This is a genomic window from Pseudorhizobium xiangyangii, assembly GCF_020531965.1.
GTDB classification, from domain to species: Bacteria; Pseudomonadota; Alphaproteobacteria; order Rhizobiales; family Rhizobiaceae; genus Neorhizobium; species Neorhizobium xiangyangii.
Genome location: NZ_JAJAWH010000039.1, coordinates 1 through 23951, shown reverse-complemented (window position 1 = coordinate 23951; position 23951 = coordinate 1). Strand labels below are relative to the sequence as shown.

29 protein-coding genes and 3 pseudogenes are annotated in these 23951 nt (G+C 56.1%); 11 read left to right on the top strand and 21 right to left on the bottom strand.

What is annotated here, in order from left to right; all coding sequences use genetic code 11:
- Nucleotides 1-190 precede the first annotated feature (190 nt).
- On the bottom strand, nt 191-514 hold the full coding sequence (locus LH464_RS22585) for a hypothetical protein (RefSeq protein WP_226788670.1): 324 nt from the start codon (nt 512-514) through the stop codon (nt 191-193).
- A 743-nt stretch (nt 515-1257) separates the two neighbouring features.
- Nucleotides 1258-1452, bottom strand: coding sequence for a hypothetical protein (locus LH464_RS22580; RefSeq protein ID WP_226788669.1), 195 nt, complete (start codon nt 1450-1452; stop codon nt 1258-1260).
- Nucleotides 1453-1471: 19 nt separating this feature from the next.
- Here LH464_RS22580 and LH464_RS22575 point away from each other — a divergent pair.
- The 4 genes and pseudogenes from LH464_RS22575 to LH464_RS22560 all read left to right on the top strand — a co-directional run.
- Nucleotides 1472-1713, top strand: a pseudogene (locus LH464_RS22575) (biotin/lipoyl-containing protein); the annotation flags it as partial.
- 418 nt (nt 1714-2131) lie between these two features.
- On the top strand, nt 2132-3574 hold the full coding sequence (locus LH464_RS22570) for an ATPase domain-containing protein (protein WP_226788668.1): 1443 nt from the start codon (nt 2132-2134) through the stop codon (nt 3572-3574).
- The gene (locus LH464_RS22565) at nt 3571-4644 is read left to right on the top strand and encodes a sensor histidine kinase (RefSeq protein ID WP_226788667.1); all 1074 of its coding nucleotides are present in this window, start codon (nt 3571-3573) and stop codon (nt 4642-4644) included. Before LH464_RS22570 ends, LH464_RS22565 begins: the two co-directional genes overlap by 4 nt.
- A gap of 225 nt (nt 4645-4869) precedes the next feature.
- Nucleotides 4870-5145, top strand: a complete 276-nt coding sequence (locus tag LH464_RS22560; protein ID WP_226788666.1) for a response regulator — start codon at nt 4870-4872, stop codon at nt 5143-5145.
- 838 nt (nt 5146-5983) lie between these two features.
- Here the strand turns inward: LH464_RS22560 and LH464_RS22555 are convergent.
- On the bottom strand, nt 5984-6373 hold the full coding sequence (locus LH464_RS22555; protein ID WP_226788665.1) for a PAS domain-containing protein: 390 nt from the start codon (nt 6371-6373) through the stop codon (nt 5984-5986).
- A 254-nt stretch (nt 6374-6627) separates the two neighbouring features.
- On the opposite strand from LH464_RS22555, the gene LH464_RS22550 reads away from it, so the two are divergent.
- On the top strand, nt 6628-6864 hold the full coding sequence (locus tag LH464_RS22550; RefSeq protein ID WP_226788664.1) for a hypothetical protein: 237 nt from the start codon (nt 6628-6630) through the stop codon (nt 6862-6864).
- A gap of 161 nt (nt 6865-7025) precedes the next feature.
- Here LH464_RS22550 and LH464_RS22545 read toward each other — a convergent pair whose 3' ends face one another.
- From LH464_RS22545 to LH464_RS24740, 3 genes are all read right to left on the bottom strand, one after another.
- On the bottom strand, nt 7026-7409 hold the full coding sequence (locus tag LH464_RS22545; protein ID WP_226788663.1) for a response regulator: 384 nt from the start codon (nt 7407-7409) through the stop codon (nt 7026-7028).
- Between the two features lie 6 nt (nt 7410-7415).
- Entirely contained in the window at nt 7416-7700 is a 285-nt protein-coding gene (locus LH464_RS24745; protein WP_315859742.1) for a sensor histidine kinase, read from the bottom strand.
- An 83-nt stretch (nt 7701-7783) separates the two neighbouring features.
- A complete protein-coding gene (locus tag LH464_RS24740) occupies nt 7784-8392 on the bottom strand; it encodes a PAS domain-containing protein (RefSeq protein WP_315859741.1) in 609 nt (202 codons plus the stop codon).
- A 183-nt stretch (nt 8393-8575) separates the two neighbouring features.
- On the opposite strand from LH464_RS24740, the gene LH464_RS22535 reads away from it, so the two are divergent.
- A complete protein-coding gene (locus LH464_RS22535) occupies nt 8576-8926 on the top strand; it encodes a hypothetical protein (protein WP_226788662.1) in 351 nt (116 codons plus the stop codon).
- A gap of 685 nt (nt 8927-9611) precedes the next feature.
- On the opposite strand, the gene LH464_RS22530 is transcribed toward LH464_RS22535, so the two are convergent.
- The 8 genes from LH464_RS22530 to LH464_RS22495 form a co-directional block, all read right to left on the bottom strand.
- A complete protein-coding gene (locus tag LH464_RS22530) occupies nt 9612-9848 on the bottom strand; it encodes a DUF6894 family protein (RefSeq protein WP_226788661.1) in 237 nt (78 codons plus the stop codon).
- A 63-nt stretch (nt 9849-9911) separates the two neighbouring features.
- Nucleotides 9912-10790, bottom strand: coding sequence for an SDR family oxidoreductase (locus LH464_RS22525; RefSeq protein WP_226788660.1), 879 nt, complete (start codon nt 10788-10790; stop codon nt 9912-9914).
- A gap of 762 nt (nt 10791-11552) precedes the next feature.
- Nucleotides 11553-11810: a DUF982 domain-containing protein gene (locus LH464_RS22520; protein ID WP_226788659.1), complete on the bottom strand. Its 258-nt coding sequence runs from the start codon at nt 11808-11810 to the stop codon at nt 11553-11555.
- 129 nt (nt 11811-11939) lie between these two features.
- Nucleotides 11940-12185, bottom strand: coding sequence for a DUF982 domain-containing protein (locus tag LH464_RS22515; RefSeq protein WP_226788658.1), 246 nt, complete (start codon nt 12183-12185; stop codon nt 11940-11942).
- A gap of 105 nt (nt 12186-12290) precedes the next feature.
- A complete protein-coding gene (locus tag LH464_RS22510; RefSeq protein ID WP_226788657.1) occupies nt 12291-12530 on the bottom strand; it encodes a DUF982 domain-containing protein in 240 nt (79 codons plus the stop codon).
- Nucleotides 12531-13729: 1199 nt separating this feature from the next.
- Nucleotides 13730-14047 (bottom strand): hypothetical protein, encoded by a 318-nt coding sequence (locus tag LH464_RS22505; protein ID WP_226788656.1) that lies wholly within the window; start codon nt 14045-14047, stop codon nt 13730-13732.
- Nucleotides 14048-14604: 557 nt separating this feature from the next.
- On the bottom strand, nt 14605-15477 hold the full coding sequence (locus LH464_RS22500; protein WP_226788655.1) for a lipid kinase: 873 nt from the start codon (nt 15475-15477) through the stop codon (nt 14605-14607).
- Between the two features lie 170 nt (nt 15478-15647).
- Nucleotides 15648-15986, bottom strand: coding sequence for a hypothetical protein (locus LH464_RS22495; protein ID WP_226788654.1), 339 nt, complete (start codon nt 15984-15986; stop codon nt 15648-15650).
- A 232-nt stretch (nt 15987-16218) separates the two neighbouring features.
- Between LH464_RS22495 and LH464_RS22490 the strand changes: the two genes are divergently transcribed.
- The 3 genes from LH464_RS22490 to LH464_RS22480 all read left to right on the top strand — a co-directional run bounded on the left by LH464_RS22490 (nt 16219) and on the right by LH464_RS22480 (nt 17193).
- Nucleotides 16219-16428, top strand: a complete 210-nt coding sequence (locus LH464_RS22490) for a cold-shock protein (protein WP_183996295.1) — start codon at nt 16219-16221, stop codon at nt 16426-16428.
- 126 nt (nt 16429-16554) lie between these two features.
- The gene (locus tag LH464_RS22485; protein ID WP_226788653.1) at nt 16555-16779 is read left to right on the top strand and encodes a hypothetical protein; all 225 of its coding nucleotides are present in this window, start codon (nt 16555-16557) and stop codon (nt 16777-16779) included.
- 33 nt (nt 16780-16812) lie between these two features.
- The gene (locus tag LH464_RS22480; RefSeq protein WP_226788652.1) at nt 16813-17193 is read left to right on the top strand and encodes a DUF6481 family protein; all 381 of its coding nucleotides are present in this window, start codon (nt 16813-16815) and stop codon (nt 17191-17193) included.
- Between the two features lie 163 nt (nt 17194-17356).
- Here LH464_RS22480 and LH464_RS22475 read toward each other — a convergent pair whose 3' ends face one another.
- Together LH464_RS22475 and LH464_RS22470 are read right to left on the bottom strand one after the other, a co-directional pair.
- Nucleotides 17357-17530 (bottom strand): FAD-dependent oxidoreductase, encoded by a 174-nt coding sequence (locus LH464_RS22475; protein ID WP_315859738.1) that lies wholly within the window; start codon nt 17528-17530, stop codon nt 17357-17359.
- A 223-nt stretch (nt 17531-17753) separates the two neighbouring features.
- Nucleotides 17754-18068, bottom strand: coding sequence for a hypothetical protein (locus LH464_RS22470; RefSeq protein ID WP_226788651.1), 315 nt, complete (start codon nt 18066-18068; stop codon nt 17754-17756).
- Between the two features lie 410 nt (nt 18069-18478).
- Between LH464_RS22470 and LH464_RS25000 the strand changes: the two are divergent.
- Nucleotides 18479-18683, top strand: a pseudogene (locus LH464_RS25000) (IS110 family transposase); the annotation flags it as partial.
- 391 nt (nt 18684-19074) lie between these two features.
- Here the strand turns inward: LH464_RS25000 and LH464_RS22465 are convergent.
- Nucleotides 19075-19446, bottom strand: coding sequence for a response regulator (locus LH464_RS22465; RefSeq protein WP_226788650.1), 372 nt, complete (start codon nt 19444-19446; stop codon nt 19075-19077).
- 30 nt (nt 19447-19476) lie between these two features.
- Nucleotides 19477-20919 carry an ATPase domain-containing protein gene (locus LH464_RS22460; RefSeq protein WP_226788649.1) on the bottom strand — a complete coding sequence of 481 codons (1443 nt, stop codon included), beginning with the start codon at nt 20917-20919 and terminating at the stop codon, nt 19477-19479.
- Nucleotides 20920-21060: 141 nt separating this feature from the next.
- On the opposite strand from LH464_RS22460, the gene LH464_RS22455 reads away from it, so the two are divergent.
- Nucleotides 21061-22146, top strand: a complete 1086-nt coding sequence (locus tag LH464_RS22455; protein WP_226788648.1) for a PAS domain S-box protein — start codon at nt 21061-21063, stop codon at nt 22144-22146.
- 147 nt (nt 22147-22293) lie between these two features.
- On the opposite strand, the pseudogene LH464_RS22450 reads toward LH464_RS22455, so the two are convergent.
- From LH464_RS22450 to LH464_RS22435, 3 genes and pseudogenes are all read right to left on the bottom strand, one after another.
- Nucleotides 22294-22901: pseudogene (locus tag LH464_RS22450) on the bottom strand (integrase core domain-containing protein); the annotation flags it as partial.
- 367 nt (nt 22902-23268) lie between these two features.
- Complete coding sequence (locus LH464_RS22440) at nt 23269-23565, bottom strand: hypothetical protein (protein ID WP_226788647.1); 297 nt, start codon at nt 23563-23565, stop codon at nt 23269-23271.
- 8 nt (nt 23566-23573) lie between these two features.
- On the bottom strand, nt 23574-23846 hold the full coding sequence (locus LH464_RS22435; protein WP_226788646.1) for a hypothetical protein: 273 nt from the start codon (nt 23844-23846) through the stop codon (nt 23574-23576).
- Nucleotides 23847-23951: the final 105 nt, after the last annotated feature.

The window sequence follows — 23951 nt, the reverse complement described above, 5'->3', positions numbered from 1 at the left end:
CCGTTCCACAGGCACCTCGATCGCGAGGTCGTGGAAGGTGGCCGTTGTCGTAGTACGGGAACGCGGCGGCCCCGGCACCTGGAATTCCTTAGAAGCGTCGCAAGGGATGACGGACGGCCGTTGGCTTGTTTATCTGTGTCTTCCCATAACCGGTGTCGATACAGAAAGTCGATTGCTTGTTCCCAACGTTTTACATCTCGGGACATCCACGTTCGTTTGCGAAGGTGATCTCATCTGGCCCTCTTCGGGTCATTCCCTCAACGGTGACGCTGCGCCTGGTGGAACGAACAACTTCCGGATCCCGCAAGCCTTCGTCACGTGCTGCCGCTCGAGCTTCTCTGGGGCTGCAACCGGTACGGCCTTCATCTCTGTCTCGATCGCGATCATTGTCTCTTATTATTGGACGAACACCGTTCGGGCCGATTTCAAGCCCCAGGTCTTGCGCGTATACTGGCTCTGAACGAAAACCTTGGGCAGACGCGTACACGGCAAGCACAAGAAGTAAGTTCCTCATCGATCTTCCTCCGACGAAGGTAGTCTCCACAGTTCAAACTTCCGGAGTGCGGTTCCTGTTCCTGCGCGACCCTTTAGAAAAGCACCGCTAGACTGCCAATATGAGCAGCCCTTCGTTTTTGGCGCTCGGGACCCCAAAGGAAGTTCGGAAGGGGTTCGTGAGCGTTTCTCCCCTAGAGAGAGCGGAAACGGCCTCCCAACATCTCTTCCGGCGTTACCGGGCTGCCCTCCTTTCTCGCTCGCTTTCTAACGTCTGGAGGGACTATGGCTCTGCAATCTTTGTTGAATTTGGCTCTCTTTCTCTGACCTCGAAATTGGATGGCTCGCCGATACAGCCGCAAAGGGAGTACACCCTGATGATTGAATGGAGTTGGCGTGTTGAAGATGCCAAATCCATTCCATGCGGAAGCTTGAGCGACGAAAAAGAGTGGGCTGACATCTTCCACTCTCTGATCGGTCGCAGTGTCATCGATGTAGCGCTTTATGGGCGTCTGCGAGAGGTTATGTTCACCTTGGAAGGTGAGCGTTTTGGAACGTCCTTCATGATAGCCGGCGGGAACTGGGGTGGCCAATCCTTCAACGCCCCGGAAATGTCGAAGTCTCGGCAGGAACGACCGCGAATACATCGAACTGGCAGAACTCGATCAGGCTGAGCCGCCAGATTGCGATAGAACTCCGCATATCGGACCTGCCGCCGCAACGACTTTTCGGGCGGGGGAGCCGTGGCCTTCATGGCTTCACATGTCAGGCCACCACCGCGCAGATGGCACGCCTCCGCAGGATATGCCGCCTGATATCGGCAAACCCGTGGCTGGCGCGATCGCGAGGCCCTTTGAAATCGACTTTGCTGTCGACGGCAATGCGTCCGGGTCCCGGATGCATGATGATGCGGTCGCTGAGATAGATCGCCTCCTCGACATCATGGGTAATGAGAACCATCCTTACCTCCGCATTCCAGACGGGTTCTGCGGTTCGCTGCACGACGGAAGCGGGCAGTGCCGCTCATCGCGGCTCGCCGATGCCGGGCATCATCTCCCGCGAGTTTGCGACGACGAGCCAGGCTGTTAAGGCAGGCGACGTGCTGTTCTCCATTGAGGCGATGAACCCTGCGTGCCGAGAAGGGACGGCATCGTAGCCGAGGTGCCGGTCAAGGCCGGCGATCAGGTCGAGGCGAAGGATCTGCTTATCGGCTTTGGCTGAGACCACCAGCTGATTGATGGGTTGCCTCCGATGAAGGTTTCTTTTTTCCAAAAAATCAGTCGCCACTCGGGTGACCGACCGCGAACAATTTCTTCGGCCGAGAAGCCGTAGAGCTTCTCGGCTCGGTAACCAAAGCTCGGCAAGAAAAAACGATGACTCAGCTTGCAGCTATCTGTATTGAGGCGTCAGCGTTCGGTTTTCGCCATTGATATTCCGCAGAAGGTTGGTGTCGATCCTTTGCAATCTGTCTTCCTACGGGGCAACCGTTTTCATCAAAAAATAAACATGGCATGCTGCACGTAGCGCAGGCTTCATTGAAGTTTTTAAAAAGGCAAATATAACATCGACTCGGCTGTTCCCTAGATGATGGGGCGCCATCGATTTTCAATATGTGCCGAGCATTAGCGGAAGAACTAATATGCCCAAACAGAAAAAGCCCGCTATCGTCAGCACTGGTATCGCCGGTCTGAATGAAATCCTGCGCGGTGGGCTGCCTTCATCAAACCTCTACATGCTTCAGGGTGCGCCGGGATCGGGCAAGACAACAGCCGCGCTGCAGTTTTTGCGCGCCGGTGTCGAGGCCGGCGAAAGCTGTATTTACGTCACGCTGTCTCAAACGGCCGTAGAGCTCGAAGCGATCGCCGTGTCGCACGGCTGGACGCTCGACGGGATCCGGGTCGAAGAGTTGTCCACATCTGGCACGGTGAATGAGGCCGATGACCAGAGTATCTTCCTGACCTCCGATCTACGGCTGGACGAGACACGAAAAGCTATCGAAGCTGCAATCGAGGAACATAAGCCTCGCCGCCTCGTCTACGATTCACTCCTCGAAATCCGGCTGATCACAGGTGATAGTCCTCGCTTTCGTCGCGAATTGATCGCCTTCAAATCGTTCCTTGCAAAAAAGAACGTCGTGGCCCTGCTTCTGGATACACAGACGGCCGGCCACGACCGCAGCGGCGAGGAGGTAGAAGGACTTGCCCACGGCGTTATCCGGTTCGACAAGTCACTGGAGGAATATGGTGGCGTGCGTCGCCGTATCGAGGTTTCAAAGATGCGCGGCGTGCCGATTGCGGACGGCTATCACGATATGGCTATCCGTGAAGGCGAGGGCGTTGTCGTGTTCCCCCGCATCATGCCCAGTGCTGCATCAGAGAGCTCGAAACCGCAGCTGATCAAATCAGGGGTTGCCGAGCTTGACGAAATGTTCGGCGGTGGCCAGGAGCCTGGAACCACTACATTGGTCATCGGGCAGTCAGGCACTGGCAAATCGACGATGTCTTCCCTTTATGCGACGGCGGCGCTCGAACGCGGAGAAAATGTCGCTCTTTTTCTATTCGAGGAGCGGCTGGAAACCTTCTTTCGTCGCTCCGAAGGTCTGGGCATGGAGCTCAGACAGTTTCACAAGGATGGCAAGCTTATCCTGCGAGATTTCAATCCCAACGAAATTTCGCCTGGCGAGTTTGGCCAGATCGTCCAAGACGCCGTAACGCAAAACAAGTCGCGGGTCGTGGTCATAGACAGCTTGACGGGATACCTGAATTCGCTGCCCCATCGCGAAAAAGCGGTTCGCGACATTCAATCGCTGCTGAAGTACCTTGCCCGCTCCGGTGTCCTGACGATGCTGATTGTTGCTCAGCACGGTCTGATCGGCCAGAATGTCGGCATCGACGTCGATGTCAGCTTTCTTGGCGACACGGTCCTGCTACTGCGGATCATGGAGCATGAGGGGCGCCTTCGCCGAAACATTACTGTGGTCAAAAAACGTCACGGTCCACACGATCTCAATATCCGTGAACTGGTCATCGAAAGCGGAAGCGTCAGTGTAGTCGCCTATAATCCCCTGCCTGATCCGAAATGAAGGCAGTCCCCACCGCAAGTGAGTTGGACTGGGTCCTCGTCCTTGCTCCCTTTCGCAAGGATGCCGATTACATCGCTGCCTTTCTTCGGGAACAGAGGATCGAGGTCAGAGCGGCCAAGGCGGACGGCGATCTGGTCGCGCATCTCGCTTTGTCTCCCGGCATTATCGTTATCAACCATGAGGCTTTAAACCCGCAGGTTGTTTCAAGAATTGCCACGCATCTCGCCAAGCAACCCGACTGGTCAGAAGTGCCGATCATCGTCCTTTTGGAGCGCACGGCACCACTTGCACGGATACGCGGCCAGTTGCTCAAATCGTGGCCCGGCTCGCGTCTCTTTTTTTACACGCGGCCAATCGCACCACTGGAGCTTGTGAATGGAATCCAGTCAAATCTGTTGGTGCGGTTGCGCCAATGCCAAGTCCGCGATTCAATCGAGCGGGAAAGAGAACTGCGTCTGGAGCTCAATCATCGGGTCAAAAACATCCTGGCGAGCGTCACCTCGATTTTCCAGATGACGCGGCGTGGGGCTACCTCTGTCGGAGAACTGGCAAGCGATTTTGCCGGTCGTCTGCAGGCTCTATCGAATGTCCACAGCGCTGTCTTTGAGGCCGGCGGCGAGGAGGTTTCGCTTTCAGCCGTCATTGACCTGACGGTTGCTCCATACAACAGCGATGGCGTGAGCCGCATCGATGTCACTGGGCCGGATCTCGTTGTTAGTCGGGACGCCGGAACAACACTAGCATTGTGCCTGCACGAACTGATTACCAACGCTATCAAATACGGCGCCCTTTCGCATCCCGATGGGCATGTTGAACTCCTGTGGTCTGTTGCCACAAACGACAGTTCTGAACTCTCTCTCAACTGGACTGAAGTCGGGGGGCCAGCTGTGCGAGAACCGACGCGGCAGGGCTATGGAACGAGATATGTGCGCTCCGCGCTAGGATCATTGTTCGGCACGGTTCCGGAAATCGTCTTTGCTCAGGAGGGCTTTCGCTTGTCAGTGAGAGGGTTGCTGACCCGCATTTCACCACGACAATCGATTGCGACAATTCCGTCGATCACGGACTGAATCGCTTTCCATCGTTAGACCCTGAACGATAATCCAGTTCCTCCTTGGATCAATCTTTCTAACCGTGCGTTCCTCAGGTTCCCATATTAGAAAGACACATGTGCAAGCGTCAACTGCCAGAGTGTGAGGGATGACGCAAAAAAGGGGATCACAGTTGTTGTCGTCGAAGACGAGGCGCTCGTACGGCTGGATATAACAATTTCGCTTAAGATCTAAGAGTTCATTGTGCTCGAAGCTTCAAATGCGGATGAAGCCATCAACATTTTAAATGCCCATCCGGAGATCCGGCGGATGTTCACCGACATCGACACGCCGGGCAGCATGGATGGATTGAAGCTGGATTCTGCTGTTTGCGACAGGTGCCCCAGTCAAGATCATCGTGGCTTCGGGCCGCGTCAATTGAACGATGAGCTTTTACCATTTGAGGGCAAGTTCTTTAACAAGCAGTACGACCACGGGCTCGTCATCGCGATCGATACCGACGGTCATGGGAAGTATTGAAACGATCAATTCCGCTTGAACAGAGATCCGGTCTGGAAAGATCCGGGACAACGATTCCGCCGGTAGCTCGATCTCACCTATCGTGTATCAGCCGGTCCTCTCGATCACCTAATCGCTTAAGGACTGCAGGAGGATAAGCAAGCCGGAGATCTACAAGTGGTCAACGAGACCTTCAGAGGATGGAGGCGCAGCAGCGCAACTGCGCTACCTAATGCCAAATGGACTGTCCACTTGGCCCGACTGGAACCTTTGCTGACCATCGGCGTTATAGGGGAGCGTGGCCCCCCTCCATGTCCAGGCTACGTTTTGGGAGCGCGTACTTCATAGCTGCCCGCAGAGTTGCGCGCTCCCTATTGGTAACGACTTCCGTGCTGACTTTTCGGATGCTGCGCTTTGGGCATAGCGCAGTGGGAGCGCGCGGTGTGCACTTGCGCCGGGAGGCCGCGCGCTCTCCTTCATGTGAGCAGCGCAAATTTCGTGAGAGAATAAAGTGGTACAAAACCTGTTCAGCCCTTTCGGGCGACTATAGCACTAGCGTCCGCGCCACTTTTTACCCTTATTGGCCACGGCCGGGATTGGTGGCCAGATTGCCGACCACCTTCTCATGGTCGCATCCAGCCTCAAACGTCCCTGGCGTATCGATGCCCAGCATCCTCCACTTCCCAGCTCGCTCCCAGCCGTTGTCGCCATTGACCAAGCACGTCAACTCCCGAACCGGGCGATTTGCCTCAGAGAGCAGATGTCGATTGGTGCAGCAGGCGTTGCCATCAGCGCCACGGCCAACGCAATCATTCCCCTCATTAATTCGCTCTAACCTCACCCCGAGCACTGCGCCAGTTTATAAATCATCAAGGAGCTCGTCCGCCGGGTAGATAATCCCCGAGTAGTATTTTGGATTTCCTGTGGGGTCCCGGAAGCACCGGCCAAACGCCAGGACCCATCTGGGGAAGCCTGCAGGGTCAACAACTCGATACTCGGCGCGGTAGGGTCTTCCATCTCGAATAGCCTTGGAGACCAATGCGGCTACGGCACCGCGATCTTCAGCGTAAATGCGGTCCGCGTAGGCGCTCGCCGGAAGGCCTACCTCGGTTCTATGCGGGTCTAGTCCGAAGATAGACGCGACGGTCGAATCGCCATAGAGCTTCCCCGTATCAAGGCACCAAGTGAAAATGCCTGCTTCGTCCTCAAGGTCTCCAACCTCAGTCAATTTATGTCCTCCGTCGAACATGGCTCCTCAATCAGACGATGACGTTTAAACACCTATCTCTCCCCGGGTCGAGCTCGATGGGAGGCATGTAGCGCTGGCAATTGCAAGTCGGTTGCGGGAGCTTTTGGAAAAAGGCGGGCCGGAGCGTCATTGGCCGGGGAGAAACGCCGGAACAATAGATCCGCCTTCCAGTTTGGTGTGGATCTTAAAGTAGGCCATCATCAAGGTGACGGATGGTGCCCCCGGTCCTCAACCTCGATACGTGAGGGCATGACATGAGCATTCAAAGCCTTCCAGCATTCTTCCCTTGGGTCATGACACCGAGAGATCTCGACGCAATGACGAGAGCCTATCGGCTGGCCATGAAAGCGCAGGCTGCAAGCTCAGAACCTGCTGAGAGCGATGCGATGTCCAGGATCGTCTACCGCCTATATTCGAAGGGGCTCACCGATCCTGGTAAGCTGGCGGCTCTCGCCCAATTGATGGCAGCTTCTCCTTACTTCCAGCGCTAGTCGTTGCGGCGTGGAACAATTGATCCTGGTTACAGTTAATGCTTGGTCGCGAGGTCGCGACGGCTTCTGCACTTGTAGCCGCTCGGGTGGGAGTATCACGACCTCGTGGCACGCAGTACCGGATATGGTGTGCGATCCACCCGTCTATCCCGGGGGAAGACCTAGCCCTCTAGAGCCCGCACCGCGTCGACCAGTCGCGTCAAGTCCGTCGGTTTTCCGAGGTTAGGAACTTCGGACAGAACGGCGATGTGTGCGAGTTCAGCTCTATTACTTGCGCTCGCAACGATGAATGGCACCCCTAACGACTTCAAGAAAAGGGCGACAGGAGTGACCTTTTCCTTCCCCAGATTGACATCAAGGACGGCTGCATCGGGACGCTCGCCGGCCAAAAGGTCCAGGGCTTCAGTAACCGAACTCGCCGGTCCGAGAACTCGAAATCCACCGTCAGTCAATGCATCGGACAGTTCTAAAGCTATGAATATCTCATCCTCAACAACGAGGACGCAGCGCACTCGCTCATTCACCTCTCCGTTACGTTCCCTCATGCGCCCTTACACCGGAATCTTGATCATGGCGATTAAACCCCGTTGATCATACATGAGTTCCACCGTTCCCCCTGCCTGAGCAGACGTTACCCTCATCAGCACAGTGCCGTAGCCTGTTCGCTCCGGCGGCGTCACTGGCGGCCCATTCTCTTCGCGCCACTCACAGTTCAGAAACGACCGGTTTTTCGGACCATCGTTGACTAACCATGTGACGTGCACTGCGCCGGTGGGAACTGAGAGCGCACCGTATTTAACTGCGTTGGTGGCGAGTTCATGGAATATCATGCTCATCGCCAGAACCTTTGAGCTGGCGAGGTGGACCGGTGGTCCCTTGCAATGAAGATGCTCCGCGCCCAAGGGTCCGACTGCTAGCTTCAGCAAGGTTTCAAGGTCCGCTGTCTCGCTGCTGGCGGAGATCTCCTGGGCACGGAGGGTCGTGTCCAGCCGACCAAGAAACGTGTCGCGGAATTCGCTGGCCGTGCGGCCCTCGTTTCTGTCTTCATGGCAAGGGCTCGCACCACCGCAGAGAGATTTTGCATGCGATGGCGGGTTTCGGAAATGATGGACTCAGTCTCAGCGGCCTGGCGCTGGCGCTCCGTTACGTCATCGAAGCTGATCAGGATGTTGCTGCTGCTATGATCTGGGTGAACCAGACGCTGCATGTCGATCAAGTACGTGCGTTGACCAACCACGGGGAAATTGTGCTGTACCTCAAATCCGATAACAGCAGCCGCCTTTGGGATGACTGATGCGACGAGATTTCGAAGTTCGGGGATGTCCCACTGGCCGTCGCCCAAGCCGAAAAAGCTTTCTCCGACGACGTCGTCCCGCCCAACCTTGAATGACTCGAGGAAGGCGTTGTTGGCAGTGGCGACACAAAAACTCTGATCCAAAACGACCACCGGAAGCGCAATGGTATCGACTACGCCCTGGGCCTGAACGTGGCCGCTTCTCAACAAGCGGTAAAGGTCTTCTAATACCATGTCTTCGTTATCCCTCGGGGCGCTAATCTTGCTCCTCGCCTTCTGGCGGTTGTAGCTGCTCCGGCAACATAGTGGAGCGCAGGAGTTTTAGAAGGCGCGAGCGATGGTTTTCGGCGGACCGGTCACAGATATGGAACATTAGCCGATGCGTGTAGTTCGACGCAATTGACAGGAGGAAAAGCAATGAAGCCGATTCTTGCATTTGCGATAGCCGTTCCACTCTCCCTACTTGTGCCTCAACCCAGCAATGCTGACTGTGCGGACGTAACCAAGTCTGCCAACAAGCAGGCCAAGACGGGAATATCAAAGGACGGTAGCCATGCTCCCATGGAGAGTGAGACCGAAAGTCAGGCTCAACCGGGTCCGGCCGAAGGAACGACGACAACCAGCTCCGATACCGCAGCTAAATCGCCTGAGAAAGACGGAAGCAACATGCCGCTAGGAGAAGCATCGGATATAGCTACTTCCGGGCAAGATGCCGAAGCTCAGCAGCAGGGTGCGAAGACGGCCGCTGCTGCGGCGCAGAAGTGCTGATAAGCCCGCGAGCCGAACGAACATAAGGTGAGGTGCCCGCCTGCCGATCTCTGCTTCCGACTACACAATCCCGCCTTGTTGTTGAGTGGCGGAGGTGGGTAGCTGCGGCCGATCGAATGTAAGTATTCGACGATCTTGTGCAGGTGATCCCTTGCGCCGGACACGTTCGAGATACGACCAGCTGAGCTTCGATCGCTTCGTAGACGTTGTCTGGTAAATCGGGGTCCCCCGCACGAAGTCTTGGATCTGGTCTCCTCGCGTAAGCTTCATCTCGCATGTCCGTTGATCCGCCCCCACCTAAAGCGGCAACGCTATCCGCGCCTCCTCATCGATTCGAAAGGGAGAGACCCGGCAATCATTTTTAGCTGTGTGCGGGATCTAAATCCCTTCCGAAATAGCTCCATGATCGAAATCGACAGGTAGGTGCGGTCTACTCGGAGTGCGTAGCGAGATCTCTCCGCGATGATCTCGTCGTACACCTCCTGGCAAAGGCGAAGCTCGTCTTGGCTGAGCGGTGGCATGGGCAGTGGCAGTGGATGTACGGACATTAGCGCCTCCTGAGGGCCCACATAGGCCGCCAGCGAGCGACATGGAAGGCAGGAATGTCTCATTGATAAACCAGCGTTTAAACCACGTCCCAAAATGAGAAGACCTGGCAGCATGTGATCAAGCATACACGTCTGCATCAATGCTGCCATACACTGCTGGCAAACGGAACCCTCGCCACCAACACCCCTTGTTCATCGACTATCTCGAAAACCTCGCCATTGACGAAGTTGCCTTCCCGGATCCATTCACAAATAATTTCCCTCGCGGCTCGCACAGCCTGAAGCCTTGCTTCTTCGACCGAGGCACACTCTGTGCCGATGTCGTCTACGTCCAGTTCTAGAGGTGTGCGGATGTGAAAGTAAAACTTCGGCATTGGCATATCCATCCTGGAAAGATCCGAGCGCAATGTCCCGAGAGGTCGGAGCCCTCTCAGTCTCTACAGCTCTGTTCCTGAGAGATAGAGCAGGCCGATCGCTGGAAAGAACACTCTTCTCCAGCGCGCAGGGGACAAGCGTTCCATCGCGACCAGTTCTCTTTCACTCTCTGGATCATGCAGCCGCCTAGGTTGTGGAGTCTGTTTCAAAGTCAGCTTGTCTAAGGCCCGCCGCCTGAACGAACGTGGCGGTAGGACCTCGGTGTCACGTTCCCAGACGCTTCCCGTCAGACTTGGATCGCTCGACAGGGCGAGGGCCGCTCCCCACTTGGCGGCAATGACGGGGTCTAGTCCATCCGCGGTTCCCATAGAAGTTGCCAACCGCCCGGGTACCCAATCGTTTATTACGATTGCTGGATATTGCTCGCATATGTCCGCGATCATCGCGCGAGTCAGAATGCGGGCAGCACCTTTTGATACCGAATATGCACCGCTGCCCGGCAAAGGGGAGGCGTCAGCAAAAGTGGAAACGTTCAAAATTCGGCCTCTGCCCTGTCGCACCATGTCGTCCAGGGCGCAAAGGCTGCAGCTAACCATCCCACCGAGATTGATTGCGACCGCTCGCATAAAGGTCTCCGTCGTCTCGTCCAGAATACATCGATGGGGATAGACAGCGGCATTGTTGATCAGAACAGAGACAGGCCCGAACTTGCGTATGCCGCTAAAAGTAGCTGAAACATTATCTGGGTTACCGACGTCACAATGAAATGGAACAATCCGACCAGGACCTTCGGAACAAGATACGGTGTCTTGCAGATCTTCGGCTGTGCGACTTATTCCGGCCACGATCCGACCACGCCGCGCAAGCTCTAAGGCCAATGCTCGGCCAAGTCCGCTACCGACGCCTGTTACAACAACAACCCCAATATCGGTCCTAATCATCTCCTACCCCAGCGCCGCTATGGCCTACCCAAGCGTAGGTGAGTAGGCCGCTACCGGCATTCACAAATGATGCAACTCGCGTCATCCGCCGGTCAATCGTAGGGAGGGAACCAAGCGAGACGCCGGTCAGAGTCCATTTGCTACGCAATACAGAAGCGAACGCGTACCGAACCTTCAAGCCCGGTCCTTGTTCCCAACCCACCAGCGTTTTACTGGGAATCTCGTGAGGAACGGAAACGCATCCCGGGATAATAGGTGGACGGGGCGCAAGTCTCCATCTTGCGCAGAACGCGGGCGTCTCCCCTATGACCTTGCCATTATCAGCCGCGCGGTCGTCGTTACTAGTTCATTCAATATCCGGAGTCGCTTGTCGATCCATTGCCGACTTCACATGGAAGCTATCGTGGCCAATCATTCCATTGAGCTTGGTCTCATCCTGGACGCCTTCGCGAATGAGACGAAGCAGCGTGGCCCTCAGCCAGCGTGCTTTTTGCGATGCCGGAGCTAGCGCGGGTCCGGTCGAAGACCCTCGGCAGTATGGAAGCGTCCTCAAGACGCAGTGTGTCCGTCCGCTGATGCAGATGAGCGGTGATCATGATTGAGCCTCCCCGGTCGCAGATTACGCGTCGGGATCTTCTGTTCAAGCAATCACAAGACCGCGCGGAGATCGGAAGGCATTCCAACACGCGAGACCCCACTAGTGTACCTCGGCGGTTACAATCTGTGTCCCTGTATCCAGCACGATGTGTGAGCCAGTACCTGTCAGGCCTCCACTTGGGCGAATGCTTCTTTTGCCGCTACAACGAACGCCTGCCGCACGTCGTTCGGTTCCGCATCATCGTTAAGCAGCCTGAGGCAAAGGCGCGTAGCTTCCGAAGCGGCGGGGCTGCTCTCGATTGGCCATTCCAATGCCAGCAGTTTGAGAGCTTCGTGGGCGTCTCTGACTACGTCGTATCTAGCTTGGCCTCGGAGCTTGATCGTCACCGGTTTGAACGTGGTTGTCCCCAATATGTCGAACATGACGCAATACCTCGCGCGGTTCATCCGAATAAACGAATCACTTTAGGACTCGTTCCGGTGAGCCCGGAGATCCGCACCCTGCTTCATGGGCGCTGCCATGTCGGTTACCGTATCGAGGTCTTAGGCGATCTAGTGTCGCAGGATCCCAGCCTTGTCAGCAGCGCTTAGGAAAGCAGCTCGAGCTTCGTCTGTGCGTGCCCTACCTTCGATGGCCTTCAAGCAGGCTCGTCGAGCAGCAGCGTAGGCTGCATCTCGGTCTCCCGGCCAGCGCATCGCAAGGAAAGCCATGGCCTCTCGGCTATTGCCGACACAATGGAAATGGTCGGAGTTGTCCACCATCAGCTCGATCGGCTTGTCCCAAATATCATCGGCCATGTCGTTTCCTCCGGCATTCAGTCGGACAGGTTAACTCTCCGAGAAACGAACCGTTCCTCAGATCGTGTGCCGGAATCGAAGCGTAGGTTGGGGGTGGCGTTGACCCTAATCGTGAACGAAGTATCCGGCTTCGGCCGCAGCGGCTCTGAATGCCTCTCGGGCTTCATCCGGCTCGCCTTTGCCGTCAAGTACCAGCATCAACGTTCTCAGTGCCTGGTGGTACTGTTGACCGTCTTTCGTAGGCCAGTCCCCCATCAGACAGTTGACGGCTTCGGCCATGCTCCAGATCACAAGCGCCTTATTAGGCACTTTGTGCTCAACCACCAATGGTTCCGGCCAATCCATTTGATATCTCCTCTCCGCAGAAGCACTGCCTGGCGTCCAAGGCCACAACATCGCCGCGCCGGACTCGTTCCGCTGGAGGTGATCGGATGAGGCTCTTCCCCGATCTATGACCCTTCGGCGATCTCTAGCCGCATAGCTTCGACTTCATCAGAGCCGACCCAGCTTCGACCTAGCCAATGTACTCCGAAGCGGGAGAGGCGAAGTCCCCTCCGGCTCAGTACCGCACGATGTCGATCAGGGAAATCAACGCTATGCCTGCCTCGACCTAGCTGCGGATAACTGCCTTCTGTGACTGTGGGCGGTGAACGCGATGTTGCCGCAAGCTCTGCTCATGGCAGCGTGGGGGTTCGAGTTCAAGACGGCCAGCAATCCTCCTGTGCGCGTTCCTGGAAAGAAGCTAGTGCTGACCGCGCCGGCTCTGGCCCGCAGAGATTGAATTCGCGCCTGGACGCACACCGGTACCCCGCGACGCCTCCTTCCAGGGTCTGCGGGACACGGCGGATTGGGCCGAAATCTACAAGATCTCGGACGGGCATGGTAAATGACCCCGGCGCTGGCGAAGATCCGCTATTTTGACGTATCGTCGTCAGGAATGGCGGGCTGATCGTTCCCCGTGGCCCGCCCCGCCGGGAGGTCTTGAACTGTATCGTTTCGTTCGGGCTCTGCGATGGGAGCGGTATCGGGAACTGTCTGGACGGCGAGGCTAGCCACTAAACCTATCACGACAATCACAGCTGCGGCGAGTAATACAATCGTTCTTCTGGTCATCACCATTCCTCATGTTCGATGCGTTTAGAACACGCGCCCACCATGAGGGTTCCAATTGCCGCGACCGGTCGATTACACCGTCGGCATAACAAAGGTCCCGGCCGATCGACTGCAGGTACGCAACGATTTCCATTCGAAGATGTCCTCGCTCTCCGTACGCCTCCCAAATGCGGATCAGCTGCCGATCCGCAGCGATGTGAGCTTCCGATGACAGCTCACCGTCCCCTATGACGTAATGCAAGTCGTCGATCGCGCAGATATCGCAGCCCGTTGCGGCGACCTCCCGCACGCAGCTTCATCTCGCATTTCCGCGTTGGTTTGCAGAGCGCGACATAGGGCGGCAACGCGACGCGGCTACTGCTAAATGTGGAAGTGGCGTTGCATTTTTCGCAGATAGTCTAGACCGGGGAACGGGATAGGGTGAGACACGATTAGTGTACGTCGATCGTGACGATCCTCGTTTCTGTATCCAGCACGATGTGTAGCGTGCGGATCATGTCCGCCGCGTCAAGGAGAGAAGCTTTCACAAGCTCGTTGGTTGCTATCCCTCGGATAAGCAGCACCTCGGTCTCCTGGATGTCCACGACAGCATCCATGGCCGTGCCGCTGCTGGGTATCCCGATTTCCTCACGCATATCTCGAATGGTGACGATGGCTCGCTCGAGGAGGCGACGTTTCTCTCGACCCTGAAGCTTGTGAACCTCATTGGCAGCTCGCACCAGCTCCGCGATGAAATCAGTGGTGCTCATATCGTCTGGCCTGCCATCGTCGTCCCGAAGCGACGGACTATTACTCGTCAAGGAGCTCGTCCGCCGTATGGATAATTCCTGAGTAGTATTTTGGATCCCCGTGGGTCGCGGAAGCCGCGGTCAAAACCGACGACCCATCGGGGAATACCCGGAGGGACACCTCGGTAGGGTCCATCACGAATGGTTGGAGACCAATGCAGCTCTCTGCCGCCGCGATGGACGCGAGACGAGGATAACCGGGAACAGTTGCCACACCTCATTATGGTGTGGCGGAACGATTCAAACCCATACTGCCACACCCAAAAATATTCGGTGTCTGCAGCTGTGACGGTGCTTAAGTAAGTGGATGGAGCCTCGCCCGGAATTGAACCGGGTACGAGGATTCAGTTCGCTGCATCTGCTCGTCTTCGTCAAATCGCCTTGTTCAGAGGCCCGAGAAAAATTCTACTTCTGAGCCCATTAGTTGGCGGGAGGATGACCCGACGACATCAACACAAGGACAGCCGGTACGAGAAATGATCTGCACCACGGCATGACGGATAGGCTTGACGACAAACTTATCGTATGAACACGGTAATCGCCTTTTCGCGAATGGCGAAAGTGACCGGCGTCTTGGTTTTCAGTTCGCCGTCAAGGTTTACGCTCCTCGGCTTGCTGGTCCAGATCGTCAGGTCCTTTGTCGAAAATGCGCGAACTTCATCCCAGTCACCATGCGTTCCCTTGCGAAGGCTCGGCAGCAACCGCAGCAGTTTCCACCAATGATCTACTTCGAGGCTGTAGAAGTCGAGCATCCCGTCGGTGGCGGTTGCGTCGGCCTGAACCGTCATGCCGCCACCATAGAAACGACCGTTGCCAACCGCGACCTGAAGTGTGCGGAGTTGATCGATTTTACCATCGTGTTCCAACGTCGCCTTAAACAGCCTTGAGCTTGCGAGCAGTCTGGCAGCAACCAAGCCATACCCGAGCTTACCCCAGCGTCTTTTGGCTTCCTCAGTCAGTGACATCGCCAGATCCGCACTAAAGCCGATGCTGGCGACATTGAAAAACGGGTGACCGTTCGCCTCACCAAGATCGACCGACGCCGTCTTACCCCGAGCAATGACGTCCACGGCGGAAGCGACGTCCAGTGGCAGGCCGATCGTTCGGGCAAAATCATTTGCCGTTCCCAAGGGAAGCACACCGAGCGGCAAGCCTGTATCCAGCAAGCCCTGTGCTGCAGCGTTTAGGCTGCCGTCCCCGCCGCCGACGATAACCCTGTCGATCTCGGCAGCAAGACGAATGACGGCATCTGACGGTTGCTCGGTTGATCCTGCAGCTAACTCGATGAATGCAATCCCTGCCTCGCTGAGATGCTCGCGCACCTGCGGAAGGCTCTCTTTGCCTCTTCGTGAATTCGGGTTCACCAGGAGCAGAGCACGTTTGCCTGTCATCTTATCCGCACGTAAGGACGGAAACCCGAAAGCTGTTTATTCCGATATTCGACACTCATTACCGCTATATGTGCAGTGGAACACGAACGTTCAATGTTGTCCGAGGGAAACAGCTCACGCAGCTCGAAGTGGAAGTGACAACCGGCGGGAGTGTGGCAGCCTCGTTACCATCACCGGTGGGGCGCCTCAAGCTTTGAGCCGAATACCGCGGCGGCGTTCGCAACTTCCTTCCGCATCGCATCGAGCGATCCTCGCAACACCCTGAAGTCGGCGCTCAGAGCCGGTGCCGCGTCCTGCTCCTCCCAGTAGAGGAGGGTGTTGTGCCACCCGGTTGTCGTTTCGATGAGACCGCGCATCCGCTGCATCGTTCTTTCATCGATCGTCGCGGCTGCCCGTTCGGCGTTGCGAGCGAGTTCGACGAGGTCGTTGGCCTCGACTCCCCAGATCGGCAGTGCTGTACGCAGTTTGAGGATTTGAAGATTGATGTCGTCTATCTGTGCCTTTTCCATATGGCCCACTTACCGCGCGATTGCGGCTATTCAACGGGACGGGAAACTAAAAGTTGACTTGTCGACAGGAAACCTCTATCCATGGCTTATCGATCTTTTGCTTGCTGAACTTTGGTTGCCGCGCGATTAGCACCGCGCCTGACGAACGTCCCTCTCAAAATCAATCGTTCTCACTATCCGCAGAGCTTCGGCTTCGCGGTTGCTTAATCTTGCTTTGAAAGGGTTCATCATCATGACCACAGGCACAGTAAAATGGTTCAATTCCACCAAGGGCTTCGGCTTTATCGAGCCTGACAACGGTGGCGCCGACGCCTTCGTTCATATCTCGGCTGTGGAACGCGCCGGAATGCGCGAACTTGTCGAAGGCCAAAAGATCGGCTTCGAGCTCGAGCGCGACATGAAGTCGGGTAAAATGTCGGCCTGCAATCTCCAGTCTGCCTAATTCCGTAATCTGCTTCCGTTTTGACCACGGATGTACTGGCACTGCCGGGAGCGCAAATAATTTAAGCCAGGCTTCTTGCCTGGCTTTTTTGTTCCAAGTCGCGGTTCGAAGCCATCAGGAGTTGCAATGACCGAAACACATAGTAAATCCCGCCAGCATGCTGAAAGAGCATTCGGCGACATCCAGACGCAGTTCTTTGCGAAAAATAACGCAGTTGAAGAGCTTGAATCTGAGGTCGAGCGCCGAGACGCCAAGACGTACAGGCTGCGAGAGGCGCGGCTGGCGAAGGAATTGGCCGCCCGAACCTCGGCAACTTCTGCCCTTCTTGCAAGGCGGGCAAAAACGCGCTGATCACTAGCCAATACCGATTGTCAGGATACAAATTTGAAGAACGTCAAAAACAATGAGCTCTCTGACCGACGTGCCGCATCTGAAGGCGCCAAGGTTTCTCTCCTCAACGCCTACCGGGCAGCAAAGACTGCGGCAGAACCCGCCAAAATGGCAAGGCATGCAGAACGCATGGCTATTGTTGCGGCTCGTGAGGAACGGCGCGTTGAACGCGAGCGCTTGAAGCACGATGAGCGGGTGCGCGCCGAGACCCAGGCGGCAGAACAGCGAGCAACCGCGGAATCCCAAGCGCTGGCCGAAACCGAAGCTCGCGAGGGCGCCGAAAAGGCCCGTATATCGCGCGTGATCAAAGATGAGGCGGAGCGAAAGGCCGAGCGCGACCGGCGCTACGCCAACCGTAAGGCGAGACAAGCTTAGCCGTCCTCCTTGCCGGCCATCGATTCTACACTGCCCTATAGAGGGTCGTGTTTGGCGGGCACAGCAATCTCGCGGTACCCCCCGACAGCTTCGGGGTTGGCGATCTTGACATCCGCTGGGCCGCCAAAGACTTTAGTCGGTCCCAGCAGCGACCGCACGCGCGTTAGAGCCGAAAAGCGCGCCTCCTGCATCGATTGCTTTCATCATCGAACAGCGTTATCGATAGAAGATAGCGGGTAAGATAGACAGCTGCGGTCAACCCAGCGGGTCCACCACCTACTACGACGCAATCTTGAACGGTTTCGTCTTCCCGGTCGATCTCATCAATTTCGTGCATGTCCATCCTCATGTGCGGTTCCGTCTGCTGAGGAACAGAGATCCACCCACATCGCCCTCTACAGTAAAGCAAGGATGGGCTGCCAGTGTTTGACAGAAATACCATGTCCGACGGGTCGCTACTGATGATGCTAGCTTCGGGGGCCCTGCCTCGACTCCTTAATCTCGGATGGCGTCGATAGGGTGCCACAAGCCAAAGCCTCCGGCCGGTGGTAGATTGCAATCTACTTGGTTGTCGCATCTGGCCGACCCGGATGACCGGACCGGCGTTGCGTATCGTTGATCTCTTCTTGTAGCGTTTTTGATGTGTCGACCATCTCGCGAAAGCGGTCGTTGCCAGGTTCCGTGGGTTTATTGGTCCCTACATTGTCGGCTTTGTTCTCAACCATCGTCTGCTCCTTTAGGTTCAAAGGTCTAACGGCGATGGCGACGAAAAGATGCAGCGCGTCGTAAGCATTCTTCTTTGGCTCCTTCGGCGAGTGCGATTTCTGCCCGAAGGAAATGGCAAGCAAAATTTCCGACGCTGAGATCCGCCCCACGGGCTTCTCGTGTCCAAGAATGACTGGAGATCCTCGTCCATTTGGGCGCCCTCCAATAAAAAGGTAGAACGACGCCTACGATGCGTGCCGGCGCCCGCGGCAATCGTACCGAAGCGGCTTTGTCTAGGCCAAGAGCGGACATGATGATGTCGGGGGCTGCGCCGGACTGCCTGTACGTCCTTGGCAACGCCACTCGCGCCAACTGAGCAAATCCATGCGAATGGTCAGCAGGTCGCCCCAGGTGCTGCCAGCTCAGACGGAACGCCGGTTTCGATCGCAGCGATGGTGACCGTCTCGGATTGGTCAGATTGGTTTTGCGGGTTGTCAAAAGACGGCAATCCTTTCGGCAGAAGCAAGGCGGGTCAACGATTCCGCATCCGCCTTGTCCGCCCGCTTTCGCCCGTGCCATTCAGTTGCGAACTCTACTCACTGTCGGTGCGAGGTTGATCCTGAAACAGGCTCGCAGCGGATCAAGGCTCCTGGCTGGGTCGTACCAATAGTGGCAAGACGCCCATACAAGGTGGCGGCAGTGGCCCTGGCCAACAATATGCCACGCAGAGTATGGCGATCCTCGTCAAGGGAACGTACCAGATGCCGACGACGGCAAAAATGTAGAACAGAACTCCGGTGCCTCAAACGTCGGATAGAGCGGCAAGGTACGAAATCGTGATGAACCCGAGGGGCGATACCTTGATGCTGATCATACCGTCTGACTCAGTGTGCCTTTGAACGAGCAAAACTAATTAGGCGATCGAATTTACGCTGAAAAGGCTTTGTTCGAGGACGGCCTCCTGAGCGTCTGGATCATTTTCCAATGCCGAGAGACGAAATTGGCGACCTCCGGATTCATAGCCAGACAAGCATCGTCTGGCATTGTGCGAGAGCGCGGAACTTGCCGCTGGCTTTCAAAGCTTGCAGCATCAGGTGGACCTTCCTCGATTTGTTCCACCAGTTAATCTGCCGCAGTCGTTTCAGCAGTCGAGTTGTCTCTGGCGCCTCGTAGGGCTTACCGCCAATCCCTTCCGGTCAGAGCAGCGTCCACCGCCCTCAGAATCTGAGACTCAACGTAAGGTTTCGCCAAAACAGCATCGAAGAATTCAGGATGGGATCTCCCGACGCCCGCCTGCGCCCCGCTCACGAGGATGATGGGGATGCTCGATAGTTCATTGTCGGCTCGCATTACCTTAGCAAGCTCCAAGCCCGTCATTAGTGGCATCATGAAGTCGGTGATTACGAGATCGGGGCGCTTTTCCTGAACGAGCGAGAGCGCGGCAAGGCCGTGTCCCGCAGCCTCCACTTGGTGGCCTGCATCCTCCAGCATGATGGTCAGAACTTCTGCAATAAGGAACTCGTCCTCGGCTATTACGATTAGCGCCATATCTGCTCTCGTTTCCCCGGCATGACGCAATCAGGACGAATAAGGTATCGCCAGTCCTGTGGCGGCATTGGCAACAGGTTTGAGAGGAACCCCGACAGCAAGACCTTTGTTCCCGAAGTTCACCTCGTGGGCAGCGGGATTAAACGAACTATCACGCACCTTCAGGATCGAGAGCGCTTTGGTGTAGCGGGCCTCGTCTTCCACGTGGCGCAATAAGAAGAGGTTATCGATCAGGCTGGAGATTTCGGCTCCGGGTGCCGTCACTGTGGGGCCGAAGAGGTCCCGAAGCTCCCAGGTTGCGACCGTAGTCACGCCGATCGAACGCAGTTCATTGGTCAGGGCAGTAAAGAACTCCGTCATCCGTGGTCGATGTAACGCCGCTCGTTCGAAGCCACCCAGGCCATCGATCAGGAGCCTTCGGACTTTACGATGTCTTACGGCCTGAAGAAGCTGATGACCCAGCTTGTCCAGAAGGTTCTCCGTCATAGGCTTCCAAATAATCTCAAGGTGCCCCTCGTCAACCAGGCGATCAAGGTCTAGTCCCAGTGCTCTGGCTTTTGCGCGTATGCGCGTTGGAGTTTCATAAAAACCAAAAAGCAGGGCTGGTTCTTCTGCGCTGGCCCGATTGATAAAGCCTAGGCCAAGTGAGGTTTTTCCGGAACCCGAAGGCCCAAAGACCAAGGTTACCGAGCTTTCGGCCAACCCGCCTCCGATCAGTTCATCGAACCCATCGACACCGGAAGGTAGCTGCCGTGATGGTGGTTCTTCATCGTTGAAAGATGGCCGCTGAAGAGCCGCCTCCAGGCGTGGGTAAACAGTCAAGCCAGCCGATGTTATCTCGAATTGGTGAAGGCCGCCTAAAGCTGCACTGCCTCTCGACTTCTTGACCTGAAGCCGCCGGACAGACCGGACACCCACGACTTCTTCATGTAGCTCGACTACGCCGTCAACCATCGTGTGCTCCGGGCTGTCATCCGCAAACCGGGCGCTGGTGAGAAAGAGCACGCTACATCCGACGAAAGCCGCCTGGCTTTGAACCTCGGCAACGAATGTCTTAACATCCAGTGCCGTGGTTGCTTGATCTCTCGCATTAAGCAATCCGTCGAACACCAGCAGGGTGGCACCCTGGCGGGCGATCTCTTTCCGCAGAAGTTGGACCACAGCCGAAAGACCGCTGTCCCGAAGTGTCTGAAATACGCTTACATATGAGACAGAAACGCCAAGCTGATTGCGGTCAAAGAAGTCGAGTGTGCCTAGAACCTGAAACAGCCTGTCATGTGTTTCCGCCAGAAGGGTCACGTAGAGGACTTTGCGACCTGCTTTGACGTTAGCGAATGCAACGTGGTTGGACAAAATCGTTTTGCCAGCTCCGGGCTGGCCCTGGATGATGTAAGAAGCGCCTTCGATGAAGCCGCCACCCAATATCTGATCGAGGCCGTCTACCCCGCTCGAAATCCGTGGGAGTGATTGCATCACTAATGTTCCCGTCCATCCACTCGCGATACAGTACGGTTCTGATCCGGATTGGCAACCGTCAACACGGATCTTTTGTTTACAACCCGCGGGATCTATGGAATCTGGATCGCTCATAAGTGAATGAGGTGTTCTGTAACTATGACATCTTCGGCTAGCTATCCTCACCCGAGAGGCGCTCCCACGGGTTTTGAAGGAGGGTCAGTTTCCGCCCCTGCTAACCCACTGGCGGTCCCGCCGTATGATCCAAAGGAACTGTTGGCGTCTATTGTAGAGTCTTCGCAGGACGCGATCATAAGCAAGACAATCAACGGTGTGATTATGAGCTGGAATAGTGGAGCTGAGGCGCTGTTCGGGTATCGCGCTGAAGAGGTTATCGGGAAATCAATAACCATATTGATTCCCGAGGACCGACAGGAGGAGGAGACTACGATCCTTTCTCGGCTTCGGGCGGGACAGAAGGTTGATCACTTCGATACTGTACGTCGTCGAAAGGACGGCTCGTTGGTCGATATTTCCCTGACGATCTCTCCCATCAGAGATGGAAACGGTACTATTGTCGGTGCCTCCAAGGTAGCTCGGGATGTCTCAGGCAGAAAGCGCGCCGAGGAGCGGCAACGTCTGCTACTCGGTGAGATGCATCATCGGGTAAAAAATCTATTCGCCCTCACCAGCGGCTTGATCACAATGGCATCTAAATCCGCTGCGTCGCCTGCGGACTTGGCGGCTTCGATGCGCCAGCGGCTCTCTACACTCGCTGCTGCGCATGAAATGACACTCGCCAGCCTTGAAGGTCAGGACCAAAGCGACAGCACAGCGACGCTGCTTAAATTGATAGAGATAGTCGTTGCTCCCTACCAAGACGCACAAGGCCATCGCATTTCTTTGATCGGCCGCGATGTTTCGGTGGCGCAGAGCCACACCACTAAAATGGCTCTTCTCTTCTATGAACTGGCTACAAACGCCGCCAAGTATGGAGCTTTGTCGGTTCCAGAAGGTAGGGTGACAATTGCGGTGCAACAAGCGGATGGCGTTGTTCACCTTGAATGGCGTGAACTCGGGGGGCCGGTAGTTCCCAAGTCAAGGGCGGCTGCAGGCTTCGGTACCCGGCTGATCGACACTACGGCCGCAAGCTTTCCGGCGAGTATTAAGAGGGAGTGGAAATCTGAAGGCCTAGCCATCGAGTTTGAAATCAAGGCTGATATACTTATACCGCCATCTTCATGACCCGTTTTCAACGCTTGTGGCCAACATAGGCCATTTAATGGCCCTTACTCTGAAGATCGACAGCAAGCGCTGGGTGCCGTCGGTCCTCGAACTCCCAAGTGTTCTAAAAATATACTGGTTGCAAATAAATTGACCTTGACCCAGGTTTTATCCGGTTTTGAGTTCGCTCCGGCGGTTTTGGGTTGCTGTATTTGGGCCGTAGCGGAGGGTTGTGCGGAGCCAATCCGGCTGCGGAGCACCCATTACGTCGGGGGTTGATGGTCTGAGCGAACTCGGCCGGGGTCAGTCAGCCGAGGCCAGAACGCGGCAAGTGTTCATTGTAATCGCTGCGCCAGTTTGAAAGCGCTGATCGAGCATGGGGCAGTGGCGAGAAAGAGCCTTTCTTCAAGGACTCGTCGCGCAGCCGCCGATTAAGCTTTCGATGAAGGCGTTCTGAATCCGCTTGCTGGTGAACTCGCGGCCGCTGTCGCTGACAATCATCCGGGGCTTGCCGCGAAACCTGCGCCCAACGGTGAACTGATCCGACACGAAGTCCAGCGACCGACGGTCATTGGCTGCCATCGGGATCAGCGTCGGTGCTTGTGTGCCTCTCGTCGCTCGCTTCCGGCCGACCCCTTGCGCGCGGTCAGCTTTCCTCCCGACAGAGCCGAAAGAGCTTCTTGCGGTTCACCTGGTGTTCCTCGCGTCTGAGCAGCACATGAAGGCGTCGATAGCCAAGGGGGGCGTTTATCGGCCAACGCCTTCATGCGCGCGCGTTCGTCATCCGGCACTAGCGGATGGCTCTACACGCCCGCCCCTTCGCTCATCCGATGTTTGGTCCATCAGAGGATCGGCGTGCCCGCCTCGTGCTCCTTCAGAATGCCGATGATCTGTTCGTCTGTGAAATCGCTGCGCTTCATTCCCTGGTCCTCAACGGGCCAGAGTTTACTCCAAAATGGATTACTTCAGTGGGGCAAGGTAACGCTGAGGGATGCTCGGTCAGAACCGGAGCTGCAACAGTAGTCGGTGCTTGAATATGATCGAGCACGAGGAAGGCCGTTGACTCAGACGCTTCTGTTCCAATCCATGCTGGGCTTGAGAACCGCTAGCGGCGCGTCCAACCGCCGTACATGATGCGGCCTGCTATGTAGCTTTAGGTCGGGGGTCAGGCTGTTCGAATGTGAACGAGGTGAGAAGCGTGGTGACGATATTGGTCGCCTTCTCCTTCACGAGGGTTTCCGTCCATTCATTCGTACCTCTCAGCCTGAGGTCTGTATAAATGCTATCTACCGCACCCTCTTCGATACGCTTGATATGTGCCGTGAATGCGACTTCACCCTGAAACTGGTACAGGTCACGGACCACCATGCGGAGGATTTCCTGCATAGCTATTTGCCAAGCAGTCGTGCTTGCCTGAAGCTCAAACGTATCATCTGGCATGGGTTCTCCTAGACGGTCGAATCACTTGAAATCATGATAGGGATGCCGGACATTGCAATCTCAGGCCAACGTGGCAGGGATTTTGTGAGGGTTAAGGTCCCTCTCTTGCGGTGGTCCGTCTCTACTGCCATCCGAGCCCGCAATGGAGCTTTATTCGCCTCGCGGGCCTGTGCCGCAAAAACCTGCTCTTCAACTGCCTTGCCTCTGGCAAAGAACTGGCTCTGCGACTTGGTAAAAGCTATTTCCGCTTGCTGGCGGCTTTTGCTTAATGTCTGCGTCATGCGAAGTTTCCAATCCATAACTGACTAAAATGCAATAAAAAAAGCCGGGCGACTTGCCCGGCTCTAGTTGGTTCACGCCCTCGACAGTGCCAGTACATCCGTGGT